General features: G+C 40.1%; 20 protein-coding genes. 15 read left to right on the top strand and 5 right to left on the bottom strand.

Annotated features, from left to right (window positions below; genetic code table 11):
• Window positions 1-31 precede the first annotated feature (31 nt).
• The 6 genes from J2S05_RS03715 (at window position 32) to J2S05_RS03740 (ending at window position 8,188) form a co-directional block, all read left to right on the top strand.
• Window positions 32-1,219, top strand: coding sequence for a pyridoxal phosphate-dependent aminotransferase (locus J2S05_RS03715; RefSeq protein ID WP_306980018.1), 1,188 nt, complete (start codon window positions 32-34; stop codon window positions 1,217-1,219).
• 72 nt (window positions 1,220-1,291) lie between these two features.
• On the top strand, window positions 1,292-2,584 hold the full coding sequence (asnS, locus tag J2S05_RS03720; protein ID WP_306980020.1) for an asparagine--tRNA ligase: 1,293 nt from the start codon (window positions 1,292-1,294) through the stop codon (window positions 2,582-2,584).
• 134 nt (window positions 2,585-2,718) lie between these two features.
• Window positions 2,719-3,423 (top strand): DnaD domain-containing protein, encoded by a 705-nt coding sequence (locus tag J2S05_RS03725; protein ID WP_306980021.1) that lies wholly within the window; start codon window positions 2,719-2,721, stop codon window positions 3,421-3,423.
• A gap of 15 nt (window positions 3,424-3,438) precedes the next feature.
• Complete coding sequence (gene nth / locus J2S05_RS03730; protein ID WP_306980023.1) at window positions 3,439-4,095, top strand: endonuclease III; 657 nt, start codon at window positions 3,439-3,441, stop codon at window positions 4,093-4,095.
• On the top strand, window positions 4,092-4,607 hold the full coding sequence (locus J2S05_RS03735; RefSeq protein WP_306980025.1) for a YpoC family protein: 516 nt from the start codon (window positions 4,092-4,094) through the stop codon (window positions 4,605-4,607). The genes nth and J2S05_RS03735 overlap by 4 nt, the downstream gene beginning before the upstream one ends.
• Window positions 4,608-4,624: 17 nt before the next feature.
• The gene (locus J2S05_RS03740; RefSeq protein WP_306980027.1) at window positions 4,625-8,188 is read left to right on the top strand and encodes a dynamin family protein; all 3,564 of its coding nucleotides are present in this window, start codon (window positions 4,625-4,627) and stop codon (window positions 8,186-8,188) included.
• Window positions 8,189-8,231: 43 nt separating this feature from the next.
• Here the strand turns inward: J2S05_RS03740 and J2S05_RS03745 are convergent, their stop codons facing one another.
• The gene (locus J2S05_RS03745) at window positions 8,232-10,997 is read right to left on the bottom strand and encodes a PBP1A family penicillin-binding protein (RefSeq protein ID WP_306980029.1); all 2,766 of its coding nucleotides are present in this window, start codon (window positions 10,995-10,997) and stop codon (window positions 8,232-8,234) included.
• A 26-nt stretch (window positions 10,998-11,023) separates the two neighbouring features.
• The gene (gene recU / locus J2S05_RS03750; RefSeq protein ID WP_306980031.1) at window positions 11,024-11,629 is read right to left on the bottom strand and encodes a Holliday junction resolvase RecU; all 606 of its coding nucleotides are present in this window, start codon (window positions 11,627-11,629) and stop codon (window positions 11,024-11,026) included.
• Window positions 11,630-11,801: 172 nt separating this feature from the next.
• Here recU and J2S05_RS03755 point away from each other — a divergent pair, with 172 nt between their 5' ends.
• Window positions 11,802-12,761 (top strand): DUF2515 family protein, encoded by a 960-nt coding sequence (locus J2S05_RS03755; RefSeq protein ID WP_306980033.1) that lies wholly within the window; start codon window positions 11,802-11,804, stop codon window positions 12,759-12,761.
• Window positions 12,762-12,821: 60 nt separating this feature from the next.
• On the opposite strand, the gene J2S05_RS03760 is transcribed toward J2S05_RS03755, so the two are convergent.
• A complete protein-coding gene (locus J2S05_RS03760) occupies window positions 12,822-12,935 on the bottom strand; it encodes a spore protein (protein WP_306980035.1) in 114 nt (37 codons plus the stop codon).
• A 216-nt stretch (window positions 12,936-13,151) separates the two neighbouring features.
• Here J2S05_RS03760 and racA point away from each other — a divergent pair, with 216 nt between their 5' ends.
• Both racA and J2S05_RS03770 read left to right on the top strand, forming a co-directional pair.
• Entirely contained in the window at window positions 13,152-13,688 is a 537-nt protein-coding gene (gene racA, locus J2S05_RS03765) for a chromosome-anchoring protein RacA (RefSeq protein ID WP_306980037.1), read from the top strand.
• A 42-nt stretch (window positions 13,689-13,730) separates the two neighbouring features.
• The gene (locus J2S05_RS03770; protein WP_306980039.1) at window positions 13,731-14,102 is read left to right on the top strand and encodes a YppE family protein; all 372 of its coding nucleotides are present in this window, start codon (window positions 13,731-13,733) and stop codon (window positions 14,100-14,102) included.
• Window positions 14,103-14,150: 48 nt separating this feature from the next.
• Here J2S05_RS03770 and J2S05_RS03775 read toward each other — a convergent pair whose 3' ends face one another.
• On the bottom strand, window positions 14,151-14,342 hold the full coding sequence (locus tag J2S05_RS03775; protein WP_306980041.1) for a hypothetical protein: 192 nt from the start codon (window positions 14,340-14,342) through the stop codon (window positions 14,151-14,153).
• A 223-nt stretch (window positions 14,343-14,565) separates the two neighbouring features.
• Here J2S05_RS03775 and ilvA point away from each other — a divergent pair, with 223 nt between their 5' ends.
• The 6 genes from ilvA to J2S05_RS03805 all read left to right on the top strand — a co-directional run bounded on the left by ilvA (window position 14,566) and on the right by J2S05_RS03805 (window position 18,694).
• Window positions 14,566-15,813, top strand: coding sequence for a threonine ammonia-lyase IlvA (gene ilvA / locus J2S05_RS03780; protein WP_306980043.1), 1,248 nt, complete (start codon window positions 14,566-14,568; stop codon window positions 15,811-15,813).
• Between the two features lie 152 nt (window positions 15,814-15,965).
• A complete protein-coding gene (locus tag J2S05_RS03785) occupies window positions 15,966-16,490 on the top strand; it encodes a type 1 glutamine amidotransferase domain-containing protein (protein WP_306980045.1) in 525 nt (174 codons plus the stop codon).
• A 25-nt stretch (window positions 16,491-16,515) separates the two neighbouring features.
• On the top strand, window positions 16,516-17,442 hold the full coding sequence (gene rnz, locus J2S05_RS03790; protein WP_306980047.1) for a ribonuclease Z: 927 nt from the start codon (window positions 16,516-16,518) through the stop codon (window positions 17,440-17,442).
• 34 nt (window positions 17,443-17,476) lie between these two features.
• Window positions 17,477-17,824: a thioredoxin family protein gene (locus J2S05_RS03795; protein ID WP_306980049.1), complete on the top strand. Its 348-nt coding sequence runs from the start codon at window positions 17,477-17,479 to the stop codon at window positions 17,822-17,824.
• A gap of 4 nt (window positions 17,825-17,828) precedes the next feature.
• Window positions 17,829-18,272, top strand: a complete 444-nt coding sequence (locus J2S05_RS03800) for a BrxA/BrxB family bacilliredoxin (protein ID WP_306980051.1) — start codon at window positions 17,829-17,831, stop codon at window positions 18,270-18,272.
• Between the two features lie 2 nt (window positions 18,273-18,274).
• Window positions 18,275-18,694 carry a TlpA family protein disulfide reductase gene (locus tag J2S05_RS03805; RefSeq protein ID WP_306980053.1) on the top strand — a complete coding sequence of 140 codons (420 nt, stop codon included), beginning with the start codon at window positions 18,275-18,277 and terminating at the stop codon, window positions 18,692-18,694.
• Window positions 18,695-18,746: 52 nt separating this feature from the next.
• Here J2S05_RS03805 and J2S05_RS03810 read toward each other — a convergent pair whose 3' ends face one another.
• On the bottom strand, window positions 18,747-19,469 hold the full coding sequence (locus J2S05_RS03810; RefSeq protein ID WP_306980054.1) for a metallophosphoesterase family protein: 723 nt from the start codon (window positions 19,467-19,469) through the stop codon (window positions 18,747-18,749).
• Between the last annotated feature and the right edge of the window lie 105 nt (window positions 19,470-19,574).

Genomic DNA, 19,574 nt, shown 5'->3' on the forward strand with positions numbered 1-19,574 from the left:
GTAAAAGAGGACTGTGAGAGGAGAGATAGATATGAAATTAGCCAAACGAGTAGAAGCACTTACCCCGTCAAGCACCTTAGCCATAACAGCTAAGGCCAAAGAATTAAAAGCTGCTGGACATGATGTCATTGGATTAGGAGCAGGTGAGCCTGATTTTAATACACCTCAATACATCATTGATGCTGCAGTGAAATCTATGGAAGAAGGCCACACAAAATATACGCCTGCCGCTGGACTGCCTGCATTAAAGGAAGCTGTTATCGGGAAACTTAAGCAAGATCAAGGGTTGGACTATAAAGCGTCCGAAATTTTTGTTGGTACGGGTGCAAAACACGTTCTTTTTACCTTGTTTCAAGCTTTACTTGATGAAGGAGATGAAGTGATTATCCCAACTCCTTATTGGGTTAGCTATCCGGAACAGGTGAAACTTGCATCTGGTGAACCCATCTATGTAACGGGTCATGAAGAATCTGGCTTTAAGTTGACACCAGATCAATTAGAAAAAGCTGTAACAAACAAAACGAAAGCAGTTATTATTAATTCGCCAAGTAATCCAACAGGAGCGATGTATTCACCAGATGAACTAAAAGCATTGGGTGATGTAGCTCTAAAACACGATTTGTTAATTGTGTCGGATGAAATTTATGAGAAGTTGATTTATGATGGAGCATCTCATACGTCAATTGCTGAACTAAGTCCTGAACTGAAGGCACAAACCTTTGTGATTAACGGCGTGTCTAAGTCCCATTCCATGACTGGGTGGAGAATTGGCTATGCTGCTGGAGATCAGACTTTAATTAAAGCCATGACTAACCTTGCTAGCCATAGTACATCAAATCCAACAACGAGTGCACAATACGGTGCCATTGCAGCCTATACAAAGGAAGATGGATCAGTAGAAACAATGCGCCAAGCGTTTGAAGAAAGATTAAATGCTTCGTATGAGAAACTAATCCAAATTCCTGGTGTGTCATGTGTAAAACCTCAAGGTGCGTTTTATTTGTTTCCTAATGTACGTGAAACCGTTGAAATGTGTGGATTTACTGATGTTGATAGCTGGGTTGAAGCCTTACTTGAAGAAGAAAAAGTCGCGCTTGTGCCAGGCTCTGGTTTTGGTTCACCTGACAATGTTCGATTATCCTATGCAACGTCATTAGATCAATTTTTAGCAGCACTTGAACGGATTGAACGTTTTGTTTTAACTAAAATCAAAGGCTAAGTCTAACTGCTCTATACAAATGTATAGGGCAGGAATTATACATAGTAAGAACAAACAATTGGAGGATCTCGAATGAAAACAACGATTTCGAAAATAGGATTATATGCCGGTCAAGAAGTAACACTGGGCGCATGGTTAGCGAACAAACGATCGAGTGGAAAGATTGCCTTTTTACAACTTCGTGATGGAACAGGCTTTATCCAAGGTGTGGTTGTGAAGGCAGATGTAGGGGAAGACGTATTTGCCGCTGCAAAGAACTTAACGCAAGAAAGCTCACTCTATGTAACAGGAATCGTACAAACAGATGAACGTTCGCCGTCTGGTTTCGAATTAACTGTTACAGGTTTTAACGTAATCAGTGAATCAAAAGACTATCCAATTACACCAAAGGAACATGGAACAGAATTCCTTATGGATAACCGTCACTTATGGCTTCGTTCTAAGCGACAACAGGCTGTAATGAAAATACGTGATCAAATCATTCATGCTACGTATGAATTTTTCCATGAGCATGATTTCTCGAAGCTTGATTCACCTATTTTAACTGGAAGCTCTCCAGAGGGTACGTCTGAATTATTTGCAACAAAATACTTTGATGAAGATGCGTTTCTTTCACAAAGCGGACAATTATACGCGGAAGCTGGGGCAATGGCTCTTGGTCGAGTGTTCACGTTCGGACCAACATTCCGTGCAGAAAAGTCAAAAACACGTCGTCATCTAATCGAGTTTTGGATGATCGAACCAGAGATGGCTTTTGTTGAATTTGATGAGAACTTAGAGTGGCAGGAGAAGTATGTATCGCATCTGGCAGCTTCTGTTCTGAAGCATAATCAAATTGAACTAAAGACTTTAGGTCGTGACACTGCAAAGCTTGAAGCCATCGCAGCACCGTTCCCACGTATTACGTATGATGATGCGTTGACTCTTTTGCATGAAAAAGGCTTTGATGATATCACATGGGGCGATGATTTTGGTTCTCCACATGAAACAGCGATTGCAGAGCATTTTGACAAGCCGGTTTTTATTACACACTATCCAACATCACTAAAACCGTTCTATATGCAACCTGATGCCAATCGTGATGACGTTGTTCTTTGTGCGGATCTAATCGCACCTGAAGGATATGGTGAGATCATTGGTGGATCAGAACGGATTCATGATTATGACTTATTAAAGAAACGAATTGCTGAGCACAACTTATCAGAGGAAACATATGAATGGTACCTTGATCTGCGTAAGTATGGATCGGTTCCACACTCAGGTTTTGGATTGGGCTTAGAAAGAACGGTAGCGTGGCTTTCTGGGGTTGAACATGTTCGTGAGACCATTCCATTCCCACGTTTGCTTAATCGTCTATATCCTTAATGTTACGAGCATAATCGGATCGGTGAGTCTCTCACCGGTCCTTTTTGTATGTTAGAACATGGATTGAGTTTTTTACTCTTGTTCAACCAAGCAATATGACATACATGTTATAATAACCTTTGAGGTGTTCCGACATGAAGAAAACGAAGCTAGCAAAATGGATGGCACAAAAGCATATTACTATTCCAGAGTGGCTTTTGGCCCATTATACAGAATTAGGATTAAATGAATATGAGCTAATGGCTCTTTTACATATACAATCTTTTATTGATCAAGGTGATGACTTTCTAACACCTACACAATTAAGTGATCGAATGACACTAAATCATGAAGAATGTACAAAAGTTTTAAGCAAGCTCATTCGCTCACAATTATTAGCTTTAGAGAAAAAATCGGACGAGTCGGGTATCTTATATGAAGCTTATTCATTGGAGCCATTATGGATGAGAATCATTGAACTCGTCGATCAAAAAGAATACACGGCTTCTCAAGTTGAGTCCGTAGAACTAGAGGGCAAACTATATAAGCAGGTAGAGCAAGAATTTGGACGTCCTCTTTCACCAATCGAAGCAGAGACTCTGTCAATGTGGATTGATCAGGATCAACACAAGCCAGAACTTATCTATGCAGCTTTAAAAGAAGCTGTGGTATCCGGAAAATTAAACTTCCGGTATATTGATCGGATTTTATTTGAGTGGAAAAAGAACGGGATTAAAACAACGGATCAAGCACGAGCCCATAGTGAGAAATTTCGAAATCAGAGTCAAACGCGAAAACCAGAAAAAGAAACAGTGCGTACAGATCATGTGCCTGGATTTAGTTGGCTTGAACAATCTTAAAGGAGATCAGATGAAATGCTAAGTAAGAAAGCAACCATACATGCGATTGAAGTCATGGGGGAGTTATTTCCTGAAGCAGAATGTGAGCTCATTCATAAAAATCCGTTTGAATTATTAATTGCGGTCGTTCTTTCAGCTCAATGTACCGATGCTCTTGTGAACCGAGTCACCCCTGCTCTATTTGAAAAGTATCAAACACCGGAAGACTATCTGAGTGTATCTGTCGAAGAGCTTGAACAAGATATACGTTCCATCGGTCTTTTTCGTAGTAAAGCCAAAAATATTCAGAAGCTGTCACAATCACTTATCGACAATTATGATGGTGAGGTTCCGAAAACTCGAGATGAGTTAGTGGAGCTTGCAGGTGTAGGTCGGAAAACGGCCAATGTGGTTACTTCCGTAGCATTTGGTGTGCCGGCGATTGCTGTTGATACTCATGTAGAGAGAGTGAGCAAGCGTTTAGGTATTTGCCGATGGAAGGATAATGTGAAAATTGTAGAAGAAACGCTTATGAAAAAATTACCTGAAGATGTGTGGTCTGATGCGCATCACCGACTAATTTTCTTCGGACGTTATCACTGTAAGGCCCAATCTCCTCAATGTCCAACCTGTCCATTAGTAGATGAGTGCAGAGAAGGTAAGAAGCGGATGAAGGAGAGATTAATCGGATGACACTAATTATTCCAGAGTCGTTTGTACGGGATCCTTTTTATGAAAAAGGGTCTTTTATTCAAGAACCTAATGCAGATGCGTCGCTTTCAAATGGTGACCTGCCATTATTTTGGTTTGATTTACTTACTGATGAAGGTCAGTCCAATGAAGGCTGGGATCGTGACAGATTACTTCCCGCGTTATTTAAGAGATGGCACACATTAAATGAACAATTAGCTGACTACCACGAACAGGAAAATAAAGAAGTGGTGGCTCGATTAACCCCTGAATTCACAGCGTTAGTGATTGAAGCTATATTTTGGATTAATCATAAAAAAGTTCCGTGCTTGATCGCAGTTGAAAATGAACTAGATCATTTGCCTCATCTTCCACCAAACAGTAAGGATCGTCTTCATTTTGTCCTGATCGCACCATGGAGGTACCGATCGTTTATTCAGATGCGTTCCTTGATGGAAGAACTAGAAAAGCTCTATGCACGACTGCGTATTTTAGAAAGTAAAGGTAGGAAGTAGATAGAGGAGATGATGGTATGGACACGCAAATGACAACTGAGCTGGAGTGGACTCAGGCTGAAAAAGACCGTTTTTTGGTCATAGAGCAAAAGCAATCTGAAAAACGATTTCAGGTTGCTTTCTGCGGTCATTTTTCAGCAGGGAAATCAACGATTTTAAATGAGTTTATTGGATCAGAGGTTTTGCCGACTAGTCCGATTCCAACCAGTGCAAACATTATCTCCATTCAATTTGGAGAGTTAGCTGTATTGGTCAAGACAAGAGATGGAAAGCAAGAAAAGTGGGAAGGTCATATTCCATGGGAAAAGGTAGGCGAATGGGGACGGGATGGCGCGGGCATTGAACAAGTTATTATTTATGCGCCACTTCCATTCTTAGAGGGGGATGCTGCTGTATATGACACACCAGGAGTAGACTCTACTGACCCGACTCATCAATCCATTACAATGGAAGCGCTATACTCAATGGATCTCATCGTATATGTTATGGATTATAATCATGTTCAATCTGAAACCAATCTATATTTTTTAAAGCAGCTAAGCCAAGAAAAAAAACCACTCTATATTATTATAAATCAAGTGGACAAACATGATGAATCGGAACTTTCTTTTACTGATTTTGATCGTAGTGTAACAACTGTGTTTGACCAATGGAATATCCGTTCATCTAAGATTTTTTATACAAGCATGAAACAGAAGGAACATCAGCACAATCAATTTCTGATATTTGAACAGGAACTAAAGGCAATCATGTATCAAGGGAGAGAATTGGCTGATCACTCGGTTACACGATTAAAACAGGGTTTTTATTTGAGTCAAGTTTCAAGGTTAACAGAAGAGAAAGAAGCAGAATCAGAACAAATTGTTGAGGAGATGGAAGCAAAAGGCTTTCATGAATCTCAGCTAATTAAACAAGAAGAGTTACTTCAAAAACGAGAATGGCTTCAACAGGCGAAAGATCACTTTATTGAATCGTTTGAGAAAGAATGGGAAGCTCTGTTTAAACAGGTAACCTTGTTTCCGGCTACAACAACGGATCTCACTCGAGATTGGCTTGAGTCCATAGAACCATCCTTCAAAATGGGCCTATTGTTTGCCAAGAAAAAAACAGAAGAAGAGCGCGCATTACGTTTACAAAAGCTGATTCAAGAGACGCAAGATAAAGTCAATAGTCAGCTAGTTTTTCATCTGCAACAGTCTCTAGAAAAGGTAGAGCGACACACCTTAACAAACTCAGAACAAGTTGATCAACTACTTGAGAATGTAACATTTACCGTAACACCTGAATTTTTTACCGATCACGTCAAAACTGGTACAAAAAACCGCGAGTATGTTTATACGTTTACAAAAGAACGAACAGCTTCTGTTGTCCGTGCATTAAGAGAGAGAGCACGAGACGTTGTGTTACTCATGACAAAAGGGCAGGAGGATCATTGGCAAACGCAGCTGAAGGAGACAAATGAACAACTGTTGATCCTTCAAGATGTTTCTTTTTATGCGAGTAAATTAACTGAAGTAAACAAACGATTTGAACACCTCATTCAAGATTGTTTAACGCAGTCTCAGCAATTTGAAGATGCTGGTGTACTTGAAGAAAAGTTAGCTGAGGCCAAACAAAAGACATACCCAGTGAATGAGTCAGTGGATGTAGAATGGGGGGCCACCCGCGTTCATGAAGTAGAATCTGAGAATATAGAAGATGATGTTACGGATATACATACAGCGAATGTATATGATAGTGAATGGATTAAGCCTTTCCATGATACCTTGCAATCGTATAAACAAACGGATGCTCTTCAGATTGAGCGTACCCAACTTTTGTCGCGGATCAATCGAGTACAAAATCAAACGTTTGTCATTTCATTGTTCGGAGCCTTCAGCGCAGGAAAATCAAGCTTTGCTAATGCATTACTTGGCGCGCATGTTCTTCCTGTTTCACCTCATCCTACTACGGCAACGGTCAGTACTGTCATGAAACCAGATGCCAATCATGCGGATGGGACAGCTACAGTACAGGTGAAATCAAGACAGGAGCTAATGGATGAAATACGTATGGTTGCTTCAAAGCTAGATGAAGAGGTGACGTTGGATACACTTTCAGATTGGTCGTTAAAACACACGGATAACATTATTGGATGGCAAAAAACCTATGCCGAATATTTATTGGTGTTAAAAGGTAGCTTAAAGCAAACAACATGGCAGCTCGGGCAAGCCTTTGAAGTGAGTCATACAGATCTTCAAGCACTAATAGCGGATGAACAGGCAGCCTGTCTGTTGCACTCTGTTACGGTTTATCACGATTGCGAGTTAACTAGGAAGGGATTAATCCTTGTTGACACACCTGGTGTGAACTCAATCCATGGCCGCCACACAAATGTAGCCTTTACCCAATTAAGACAGTCAGATGCTATTTTCTATGTCACATATTATAATCATGCGTTTTCAAAAACAGATCAGCTATTTATCGAACAAATGGGTAAAATCAATGAGTCCTTCCAAACGGACAAGCTTTACTTTATTGTGAACGCTTCTGATTTAGCGAGTAGCCAACGAGAGTTACAGGGTGTCAAAGAGCATGTCAAAGATCAGTTAAAAACATTAGGTATGAAACAACCAAGACTATTTGCTGTTTCAAGTAAACAGGGATTAAAGGCTAAACAAATAAATAGCTCAGTAGAAAATGATTTTACGCTTTTTGAAGACTATTTCTACCAACAGATTGTGCAAGAATTGATTGCGCTAAGCTATCGATTACTAGAAGATGAAGTGCGTCGATATGTAAATAAATGCGAAGAGAGTATTACGTATGCGCGATCTGAAAAGGATGAGCAAGTGCGAACGCGAAATCAACTTGCTGAAGACATTAAAAGATGGAGTGCGGACATTGATCACTCTAGTACGAAACCAATCGTAAGTAAGTTAAAGCAAGAAGCCGCTCAACTATTTTTATTTTTACGAGAGCGAATTGGTTATCGTCTCCGAGATGAATTTTCAGAATGGATAAATGTTGCAACTATTCGAGGCAAAGGTAGAAAAGAAAAGCGTTTCGTCCTTGAGCAAGCGATTGCCGAATGGGCACAAGAAGGGGAGTACTTTCTCGAACAAGAGGGGAAGGCCACCTATATTCGATTGTCAGAGGCACTTTCACAGGCGTGTAAGCAGTGGATGAGGGAGTGGGAACTCCGTTTACAACAACATCGTCCAACCTTTTATGTAACTTCAGAACTTGAAGGCATTGAAATGGTACCAGAGAATACTAGTTACTCATTAGCCATTCAACCAACATCTTATTCATCTCTGTATACAACAGACAAAGCGTTTTTTGAGGGTCAACAAATTCGAACATTAAAAGAACAATTAATTTCTGATGGAACAGACTCAGCTTCGGTTATATTACTTAAAGATGAAGAGCATGCCATATATCAAGTGGATGCACGAATGAATGAACTGGAGAACATGGTGAAACAGAAACTGAAACAAGCATTAGAACGTGAATTGCAACAACTCGATGCCTTGACTCATGAAAAGGTGATAAAAGAACTTGAGGCAGAATACGCGAGTTTAAGAAATCGTCAGCCATAAGAAAAAGCCAACGTCCATAGACGTTGGCTTTTTTGTGAATAGTTTATTCGTTTGTTTCTTCTTCAGGTGGATCTTCTGGTTCGGAATCGGACGGAGGTTCTTCAGTGCCTCCGCCATTTCCTGAGCCATTTGAATCGTCACTTCCATCACCATTATTGTTTCCTTCATCACCAGGTGGAGTATCGCCATTTCCATTTGAACCATCGCCATTGCCAGAACCGGAATCTCCATTGCCATTATCCGGCTGGTCTTCACCGTTATCTTCAGAACCATCGTCAGGTGAGCCATTTTCGTTATCACTCGGTTCTTCTTCTGGCTGTTCTTCTTCCTCAGGAATGTCTTCCTCAACTGGTTCTTCTTCTTCCTCTTCTTCCTCAGTAGCCGGCACGCTCACACTTGCTGTAGCAGGGCTGCTGCGAAGACCCGAATCTTCATCTGAAATAGCAGTAACAGAGAATTGGTAGGTCGTACCAGGTTCAATATTTGTATAAATTGCTTGTTGATCAGACGTATTTTCAATCGTTTGGTTACTTCCACCGTCTGTTGATACCTGAACTTCAAAGTTTACGTCAACATCTACAGAACCTGGATAGTTCCAACTGACAATGATTTGATCAGAGCCTTCATCATAAGATGCTTGAAGTCCAGTAGGGCTTGGTAATTCTTCTAACTCTTCCTCTTCTTCTTCCTCTTCCTCATAGGTTTCAGACTCTTGAGTTGGTTCAGCACCACGAACAAATAATTCAGTCACAATTTCACTTTGTGGTGTTCCTGAGCTCGGCAATTGCTCTGTGCCGCGTTCTACTCGGCGCTCGACAACCGAATCAGGCTTAACGAAGTCTGCTGTTTCGACTCCTGATGAGACTTCTTGCATGACTGCTTTAAAGATATGCTGAGCAATTCGGTTTTCATTGTTATCACGGTTAATGTAGTTACCTTCTTTTACACCATTAAATCCTGTCCAAACAGCGGCAGTATAATTCGTAGTATAGCCAGCAAACCATGAATCTGGTGAGCCACTACTTGGAATATTATGTTTTTCTAGATCTGTGTCTTCAAAATTTGTCGTTCCTGTTTTTCCTGCTACGGGTACCCCAGCAATATTCGCTTGCTGACCTGTGCCACTAGAGACTACCGTTTTTAACATATCAGTAATCATATAAGCCGTATAATCTTCCATGGCTTTTACCGAATCGGGTTCAAGATTGATTTCACGGTCATCGGCGAATACAATTTTTCGAATCGTATACGGTTCAGTAAATGTACCACCATTTCCAAAGGCAGCATATGCTCCCGCCATATCTTTAGTTGATACACCCGTATCACAGCCACCAAGTGCACATGATTCATGTTGAAACGGGTTCTCATTATCAAGAGTTAGCAGCTGTTGTGCGAAAGCTTCAGCACGATCCATACCAACTTCTTGAAAAGCTTTTACGGCTGTTACATTTTGTGAACTTGATAAAGCTGAACGCATAGATATCGGCCCTTTGTATGTTCCGCCAAAGTTCCCGACATTTCCACCAGTAGAATATTGATATTCTTCATCCACAAGTATATGCGCTGTGGACCACTCGAGATATTCAATTGCTGGTCCATAATCAAGAATTGGTTTAATAGTTGAACCAGGTTGGCGTTTAATATCTGTAGCATAGTTAAAGTCGTTACGGTTGTCTGATTGTTGACGTCCGCTTCCAATCGCTTTAATTTGACCACTTGTTGTATCTAATAATGTTATACCTGCTTGGAAATCAGGATTATCAGGGTAGTTCGTAATAAATTCATCGCTTTCAAGCACATTTTCTACATGATCCTGAGCATCTGTATCAAGCGTTGTATAAACCTGTAGTCCAGAATTATAGATATCATTCACAGTAAAGTCATCATTTTCTTCTAGCTCTTTAAGCACTTCATTGTAAAAGGCCGCGTATGGAGAAGTAGTATCAGTCTCTGTGTAATTGAGTTGATCTTCAATCGCTACGTTTCTTGCTTCTTCTGCTTCATCTGCAGTAATTTTACCTTGCTCTTCCATTAACCCAATAATGAGGTTCCGCCTAGATTCGGCATTCTCTGGATTTTGTAACGGGTCATAATAACTAGGGCGACGCGGGATTCCTGCAAGTAGGGCAGAGTCTGCAATCGTTAGTTCCTCTAATGATTTATTAAAATACGTTTCTGAGGCAAGCTTGACTCCGTATCCTACAGATGAACCTAAATAAATTTGATTTAAATACATTGTAAGGATTTGTTCTTTGGAATACTGCTGTTCTAATTTAATGGCTAAATACTGTTCTTGAACTTTACGAGTTAATGCTTTTTCTTGGTTTAAAAATAAGTTTTTCACAAGCTGTTGTGTGATCGTACTAGCACCTTCTGCACCAAAGCCTTCTGTAATATTTGCTCGAACAGCACCCGCAAGTCTACGTAAATCGATACCAAAGTGATCGTAGAAACGCATATCTTCAACGGATATGATTGCATTTTTAAGGTTCTCTGGTAACTCATCGTATGAAGCATTAATTCGTCTTTCACCAGTGTCTAGAAGTGAGACCAATTCATCATCTTGATCATGAATTTGAATCGGTTGTGCCAACATGAGTTTTTCTTCATCTAATTCAGGAGCACCAGCGATAATCACACCTGCCGTAACCCCACCCGCAATAATACCTACAGCGACAAGCACAACGAGTGTCATGAAGATCTTTTTGACCAATCCTCGTTTCGGTTTACCATTGGGTTTCTTTTTATTGGAGGAATTCTCCTGCATACGCGCCTGTCGACGGCCTTGCCTTGTATTTTGATCAGACATAATTTGTTCTTCCTTTCATTAGTTGTTCAAGTAAGATAGACCTTTTGAACAATGCTTAAATAATCAAGTCTTGGTGCTAGACCAAGTGAGATCAGATATCCATTTGTTTCAATGGTTTGTTTTGATAATGATTTGCGTTCCGTTTGATCCTCATACGCGTCAATGAGAAATGCGGCGTCTATTAAGTACACCTCATCTGTGAGGGAGAAACGCAATAGAACAAAACAAATGCCTTTCTGCGACAGTACTTGTTTCATATGAGTAATCTGGTGGTCATGAAAGTTTTTTAAAGGGAAGGACGTTTTGTTTTTGGTTTCCTTCGCCTCAAAGTCTATATAGTGTCCCTTATATACTCCATTATAATCTGTGGTTGACGCCTGTTTAAAATAAGCCTCCTTAATAACGGCAGCACTTCTTTTAGGGTAATGCACATCAACAATTTGAACTGGTGTTGGTTTTTTATGAATGACAGCGATGGCAGTATCCAGATAGTAGAGGTTTGATTGATTAATGTCGTCTTCTAGCGTCATGCCACGATTGCTGTATGTAATCGACTTATTTGATTTTGACTTTTGCACAGAAGCTGACTGAACGGCTGCATACTTTTTTCCATTAGGATAACGGATCGCCATATCATGTTCACCCTTTCCAAACCTGACTTGTATGTTTTGGCGTATTGCAGTGGAACCTAATGCAGTAAAACCTAACAATGAGGTTCAAACCGTATCATACCATATCAAACTAAAAAGTGTGTGTAATGAAAACGTAAGTTCGTGAAAAAGTCATGAAAGGGTGAGTCGACTCGTGAAAGTGGAGAATCAATTACATTACATAAACAGGATCAAGAACCAAGTAGCTAAAGCAAATATAGATAATATTTCACGTACCGGATTTTATGAACATTTTTTTTACAAGCATACCGAAGTTAGATGGGCTTTACTTGCAGGCTTAGTTTCCCGGAACGCAGGCTGGAATATGACAGACCTTCGCAATCAATGGTTTAGAGAACTATTGACAGAGCAAGATCAGTTGCGGTTATTTGCTATTTATGAATGTGGCAATTGGACGATATTTGATGATGCTTGTCCACAATTGCTACTCTATGAACAATCCAAACTAGAAGGAGTACCTTTGTTTCATTTGCTACGTGAACTTGGTGTATCAACTTTTATGGAAAAGGAATGGCATCATTTTTGGTTGTATCGTGATGAAGAGAGACTTTGTACCGCTTTAATTATTAATGAACAACATGTCATAGAAGAAGCACTTATTCAAAAACAACTATTTCGTGACGTTATTTCATCTAAGCTCTTCTATAAGGTGGAACAGTACTCTCATTTTAGCTACGTCGTTCTTCCAACCATAACCGGTCATCTATATACCTTATACGTTCGTCGTTTCCAAAACGTTTCATCCAGAATTAAATTAGGACGACAACTGGCGTTTTTGTTGTTTCATCCAGACTTGCATAAAAACATTCTAGCTTTTATGCAACATCAACATCATACGGGTTCAAGACGTGATTATTATACGTATACAACCTGGTCACCTCGAGTTGAGAGCCAGGTATTACGACTTTTATATCCAGTCATTGAGCATGACAGGTCAGATAGAGAGGACTGGTACAAAAAGAGAAGAGAGGTTACTCATTTTTTTTACCCTATAAAGGAATGGAAACCCGTACCTAGAGAGAAGTGGATTCAACACAAATGGATGATGATTTATGTGGCAGCAACTTTTAAAAAATGGCTGGCTCCAGATTGAGTAAAAGGGATTGACTAAAAAAGCCACATCGTCTTAGAAAACGAGTGGCTTTGTGTTTAATTATTCAGCTGGTTTATTTGGTCCCCCAAGTTTTTTATCAGGGATGTGAGTGGAATTCGAAGCTTGTTTTTGTTGTTTTTCTGTTCCTTTTTCTCGTTTTCGATTTTCCTTCATTTACTCTTCACTCCTTTCAAAAGTCTCTTTTCTAGTATGGCGATCGAGAGAAAAATCATGTAAAAAAAGTCGAATAAGACGTGTCGAGAAGACAATGTTTGGCGAAAGCAAACTAGTTTTGTCAATCGTGCAGGAGCATGGATCTCTCAAAGAGAATCTCATGAGCAGGAACCGAAAATTCGATACAATCGTAAACATTATAAAGGAGGAAGGCAGATGGACGGAGCAATCAAAACGAAGGACATTTCGCAGAGGTTAGGTGTAAATCCAACGACAGTTCAACGGTGGACTAAGTATTTCAACATTAAGTGTGAACAAAATGAACTTGGTCACTATTTTTACACGGACGAACAGGTCCTATTGTTAGTGTCTATTAATCAACAGTTGAAATCAGGGAAAAAAATGAAAGAAATTCAACTTGATATGCAACCTAATTCTGAGCAAGAAATTGTGAGCAAAACTCCGTCGGTTTCTTCTGCTGATTACGAAAAAAAGCTTCAACAAATGATGAACCAACTACAAGAGATTGAAGCTAAATTGGCACAAAAAGCGGATGAAGTGGTGAGTTACCAGTTACTAAAACATCGTTCAGAGATGGACGAAATGGCGACCTTGTTAAAACGATTGGAAAATCGATTAATTCATATGGAAGTTGGTCATTCAAATACTAAAGAAAAAGAAGTTCTTCCTCTTGCATCTGGTGGATCGAGTCGGAAAGGGTGGAAAACCCTGCTCCACTTCTTTAGCTTTTAAGAACAGCTAACATTTGCTACACTGTTAGTTGGGGGGATTATGATGAATGAAGAAAAACATAATATGTTAACCACATATACGAATCGTCTATTGGAAATGAATGAATACGCTGAAGATATATATCTAAACCACACGAGAGAAGAAGGGTATGAGGTAGACTTCTTTGGTATTGTCAAACCGTTTGCAGAAGAAGTGAAGGTCGTTTCAGAGGCTTGGCTTCCACTTGCAGAACAACTTGTTCAGGAAGTGAAACCAAAGGACCTTCATCTAAATCAATTAACTCAAACGGTTGATAATTTTGAGGTTGTAGCTATCAAATCTTTTTACCCTGAAACGAGTCGTAAAAAGCAGATTGAGACATTTAAGGCCGTTACGTACGTTTTAGAACAATTAAAAGAAGTAGTAGAAAAATAAAAAAGAACGGTCCATTTTATTTAGTGGATCGTTCTTTTTTGGTTTGTATTAATTATTGTCTCGAACAGAATAATACATCATAAGTGCAAGTGTAGCGAAAGAAAAGATTGCGAGCACAGTTACGAAAAGTCCAGTTGATTCTGCTTCTGCAGCTGCTTCAGTTGCAGCGTGAACCGCTTTCATTGGTGTCAATATGAAAAAAAGCGCACATAATGAAAGTAAGCTTGATTTTATCCACATGTCTTAGCCCTCCGTTTCTTTTATCTTTTTATAGTATAAAAAACAAATGAGTGTAAAGCAACGGGAAGTGGTCGATTTTAGAAAGGATCACAATTCTATCTAGTTGTACTTATCAAACCTTTTTTAGTATGTTAAACTTATCATATTTACGTCTATGTTTCGAAAATAAGATTAGTCACTGTCAGTATAGTTTACCGGCAAAGAGACGAAAGGATTTAGTAGAATGGGTACCGTTCATCTTGAAGACATAATGATTGCGCACCAACGTATTAAAGACGTTGTGACGCATACACCCCTGCAGTTGGACCAGGTTTTATCCGAGCGGTATGACTGTAATGTGTATTTAAAAAGGGAAGACCTTCAGGTAGTACGTTCCTTCAAAATCAGAGGAGCTTTCCACCAAATTTCAAGTTTATCACAAGAAGAACTGGGCAAAGGTGTTGTTTGTGCTAGTGCTGGCAATCACGCACAAGGTGTTGCTTATTCCTGTCAGGCGTTAAAGATTAAAGGGAAGATCTTTATGCCAACCACCACACCCAGACAAAAAGTAGACCAAGTGAACTTTTTTGGGCGAGACTTCGTTGAAGTTGTTCTTGTAGGTGATACGTTCGATGATTCCTATAATGAAGCAATGATTTATTGTGACGAACATGATAAGTCGTTTATTCATCCATTTAATCAAGAAAAGATTATTGCTGGACAGGGAACAGTGGGTATGGAAATCCTAAATGATACCGAGTGCCACATTGATTACATCTTCTCATCTATTGGTGGAGGCGGATTAATTAGCGGTATTAGTACATATATAAAAAGTGTTAGTCCTAAAACTAAAATGATTGGCTGTGAACCACTAGGAGCCGCTTCGATGCAAGAATCCCTAAAACAAGGACAAGTAGTGGAACTCGAGCACATCGATAAATTTGTTGATGGGGCAGCCGTAAAACGTGTGGGCGACTTGGCGTTTGAGATCTGTAAGGAAACATTAGATGATATTATTTTAGTTCCTGAAGGGAAGATCTGCACAACGATCCTTGAGCTCTACAATCAGAATGCGATTGTAGCTGAGCCTGCAGGAGCGATGCCGATTGCTGCATTAGATTTTTATCGTGAGCAAATCAAAGGTAAAACGGTGGTATGCGTTGTGAGCGGTGGTAATAATGATATTGGTAGAATGGAAGAAATGCGCGAGCGTTCTTTAATTTACGAAGGACTTCAGCATTATTTTATGATTCAATTCCCACAAAGAGCTGGTGCGTTACGCGAGTTTATTCAAGAGGTACTTGGGCCTGAAGATGATATTACGCGATTTGAGTACACTAAAAAGAACAACCGCTCAAATGGTCCGGTCTTAATTGGGATTGAACTAGCCTATAATAAGGATTATGGACGCCTCATTGATCGTTTAAATGAAAAGAATTTTGAGTACCAAGAAATTAATAAGGATGAACATTTATTTCATCTGCTTATTTGATGGATTAGATATGGTGGATTAGATTAAATATCGGTGCCGGGTGATAATGCCGGCCCGGTTTTTTTAGATTGATGATACAGTTTGTTAGGTTTTGGTTGAAGCTCTGCTCATGCTATACTAAGATCAAATGATTGAGAAAGGGATTGATTTTTGTGCGTTTGAAGGATAAAAAAGTTCTAGCTGTAGTAGATGAAGAATTTGAAGATTTGGAGCTTTGGTATCCCATCCTTCGATTACAAGAAGAGGGCGCCACAGTTGATCTAGCTGGAGAGAAAGAAAATCATACGTATATCGGAAAATACGGAGTACCTGCCACTGCGAAGTATTCATATGAACAGGTGGAAGCTGCGGATTATGATGCCATACTTGTTCCTGGTGGATGGGCACCTGATAAGTTAAGACGTTTTCCGAAACTATTGGATATTGTGAGAGAGATGGATAAAGATCAAAAACCAATTGGGCAAATTTGTCACGCAGGCTGGGTATTAATTTCTGCTGGGATTCTAAAAGGTAAAAAAGTGACAAGTACGCCTGGTATCCGTGACGACATGGAAAATGCCGGTGCCGAATGGTTTGATGAAGCGGTAGTTGTTGATGGACATATTATATCCAGCAGACGTCCACCAGATTTACCACCCTATGCCAAACAATTCGCTGATATCTTATCAGCGACCTAATAAAGTGTAATGGAGAGCGTAACTCATGGAATTTCATTTTCTTGGGACAGGAGCAGGAGTTCCTTCCCTTATTCGAAATGTAAGCAGTTTAGCAGTACGTTTTTTACAAGAAAAAGGTACACAGTGGCTGTTTGATTGTGGAGAAGCCACCCAGCATCAACTTATGCGTTCAGCGATATCACCATCACGAATTGATAGGGTGTTTATTACTCATCTTCATGGTGACCATATTTATGGGCTTCCTGGTTTTCTTGGAACTCGTTCTTTCCAAGGTGCATTAACCCCTTTAACGATTTATGGTCCATCAGGAATTGAGTCATTTATCAAAGCGGCATTAGCCGTATCGGGCACGTCACTACGTTATGAGCTTCATATTGTAGAAGTTCATGAAGAGTTAGTGATTGATACTGATTTTGCTCAAGTGAGTGTTTTGCCTTTAAAGCACACGATTGATAGCTTTGCCTATCGAATTCAAGAGAACAATAAGCCGGGTGTCCTCCAAGTAGAAAAGTTAAAGGCCTTACAAATTCCACCTGGTCCTATCTACCAACGACTGAAGCTTGGTGAGATGGTGACTTTAGAGGATGGGCGAGTATTAAATGGTGAGAACTTCATTGGTCCTGCGCAACAAGGTAGAGTGGTTGTGATTGCTGGAGATACTCAGCCTATTGCTAATATGGTTGAATTCTGCCATGAGGCTGATCTATTAATTCACGAGGCAACATTTCGAACAGGAAATGAAGACAGTGCCCATGAATTCGGTCACTCAACCATTGCTGATGCAGCCGAACTAGCTAAAGCCGCTCAGGTCAAGCAATTGATTTTGACGCATATTAGTTCAAGGTATTCAGCGGAAGAAGAAGAATTACAATCCGAAGCAATTCAGGCCTTTGAACAAAGCTGGGTGGCAAGGGATTTATCTGTCTATCATTTGGACACGATTCAACCATGAAAATAGTGTTTTGTTGGTGCAGGAGGAATGAATCATGATCGACATCACAGCAAATGAAGTAGAGCATAAGTTAGCAAGCAGAGAAGAGCTTGAGATTCTGTTTATTCATACACCTTTGTGTGGAACATGTAAGCGGGCTGCGTCGATGCTGGAAATTTTAGAAATGACGTATGATCAATTAAGCATTGACCGATTAAACATTAATCATCATCCTTCTTTTGCTCATACTTGGCGAATAAAAAGTGTTCCGTGTCTAATGGTCTTCCAAAAGGGCCTAGGTGTTGAAAGAGTGTACGCATTTCAATCGATCCCTGCGCTACATGCTCTACTTCAACCGTATCTGAAAGACAAATCAAATGTACTAACTTTAAGAGGAGAGTGATCATATGTCGATGCATTATGATGAATATATGAAACAAGTTGTGTTACCAATGCGAGCAGAGCTAACGGAATCGGGCTTTAAGGAGCTACTGACGGCGAATGCAGTGGATGACTATATGGAGAATGCAGAAGGTACAACATTAGTTGTGATTAATTCTGTGTGTGGGTGTGCGGCTGGTCTTGCGCGTCCTTCAGCTGTAACTTCTTTAATGCATGATCATACGCCGGACCATTTAGTGACAGTCTTTGCCGGACAAGATAAGGAGGCAACGGCTCAGTTGCGTTCATATCTACCAGAGGTCCCGCCATCTTCACCATCTATGGCTTTGATGCAAGGTAAAAAACTAGTTCATTTTATCCCTAGAGAAGAGATTGAAGGGCACGAACCAGAATCAATTATTCGGAACCTAGCACTTGCCTATAACACGCACTGTGCTACCGAGGCATAAAAATGAAACAGGCGCCTTCGTTTACTCTTTCATCTGTACAAACGAAAGAGAGCTGGTCCTTAGATCAATGTATGGGTCAAGCGGTGATGCTGACGTTTTGGACGAGTTGGTGTCCAGATTCAAGAGTAGATCTGTCGTTAAAACAAAGGTTGTTTCAAGCGATGGATCAATCAAAGCTACAGATGATCATGGTCAATGTTACAGCTCGAGAGCGTATTGAAGATGTCGAATCCTTTGTGAATGAGCAAGGATATACATTCCCGGTCTTGCTTGATGAAGGTCGAACGGTGTATGACCTTTATGACTGCAAAGGCGTTCCTACAACTGTTCTACTTAATTCGCATCATGAAGTTGTTTCAGTGTTTGGTGAACAAGCTTCTTTCCAAGAAGTGACGGAAGGGCTTGTGCCGTTGTTAACATAAAAGACGTCCTGAGGGCTTACATAGCCTCAGGACGTCTTTGTTTTGTCTTATATTATGGTCGCACGCCATAGAAGATAACTGTTCCAAGTTCTTTCAGGTTCGGGTACCCGCTTTGACGATACAATTCTACAACATGTTCGCGATTGTACGGAACACGATTTAAATGAAAGCGGTGTCGACCTTCTTCAACATCAATGACAACATAAGATGCAAGAGGGTGACCATCAAAAGGAAGTCCAACACTCCCAGTGTTTATAACGCTTTTTCCGTGAAGAGAACGAAGGGATGGAATATGAGTATGACCATAAACGTAGATATCCGCTTCATCTTTTTGCATGATAACATCCTCTATAGCCTCTGAATCATCTGCTGATACAACGTCATATAAACTATCAGGAGTCGCATGAAAAGCATGAATAATAGAATCTAACTCATCCAGAACAAATTCTGTAGGAAGGTTTTTAAGATAATCTAAATCCTCTTCTGATAAACGTTGTAACGTCCAATTTCGCTCTTCATTCAGTGTTTTTAAGGCTGCTTCTGGAAAGTCCCCATCTCGGAAACCGTCGGTAAGCCATTCGTCTGCATTGCCTTTAATGACTTCTGCATGGTCCAGTCCTTGAATTAACTCAAGTACTCGTTTTGGTTCAGGGCCTCTAAAGCATAAATCCCCTAGTATGTAGATCTTGTCGATGTCCTGTTGATTCAATTCGTTTAAAACGGCCTCTAGTGCTGTAGCATTTCCATGAATGTCTGATAAAAAAGCGAGTTTCATTTAAGCGTTACCTCCTTTTACGTATAGTGTAACAGAGAATCCAAAAAAAAGCGTGTACAAACCCTATCTCAGGTGGGCACAATTGTCTATCGTCCCAAATTTGTG

The sequence above is a fragment of the Alkalicoccobacillus murimartini genome, assembly GCF_030813245.1.
In the GTDB taxonomy this organism is placed as follows: Bacteria; Bacillota; Bacilli; order Bacillales; family Bacillaceae_D; genus Alkalicoccobacillus; species Alkalicoccobacillus murimartini.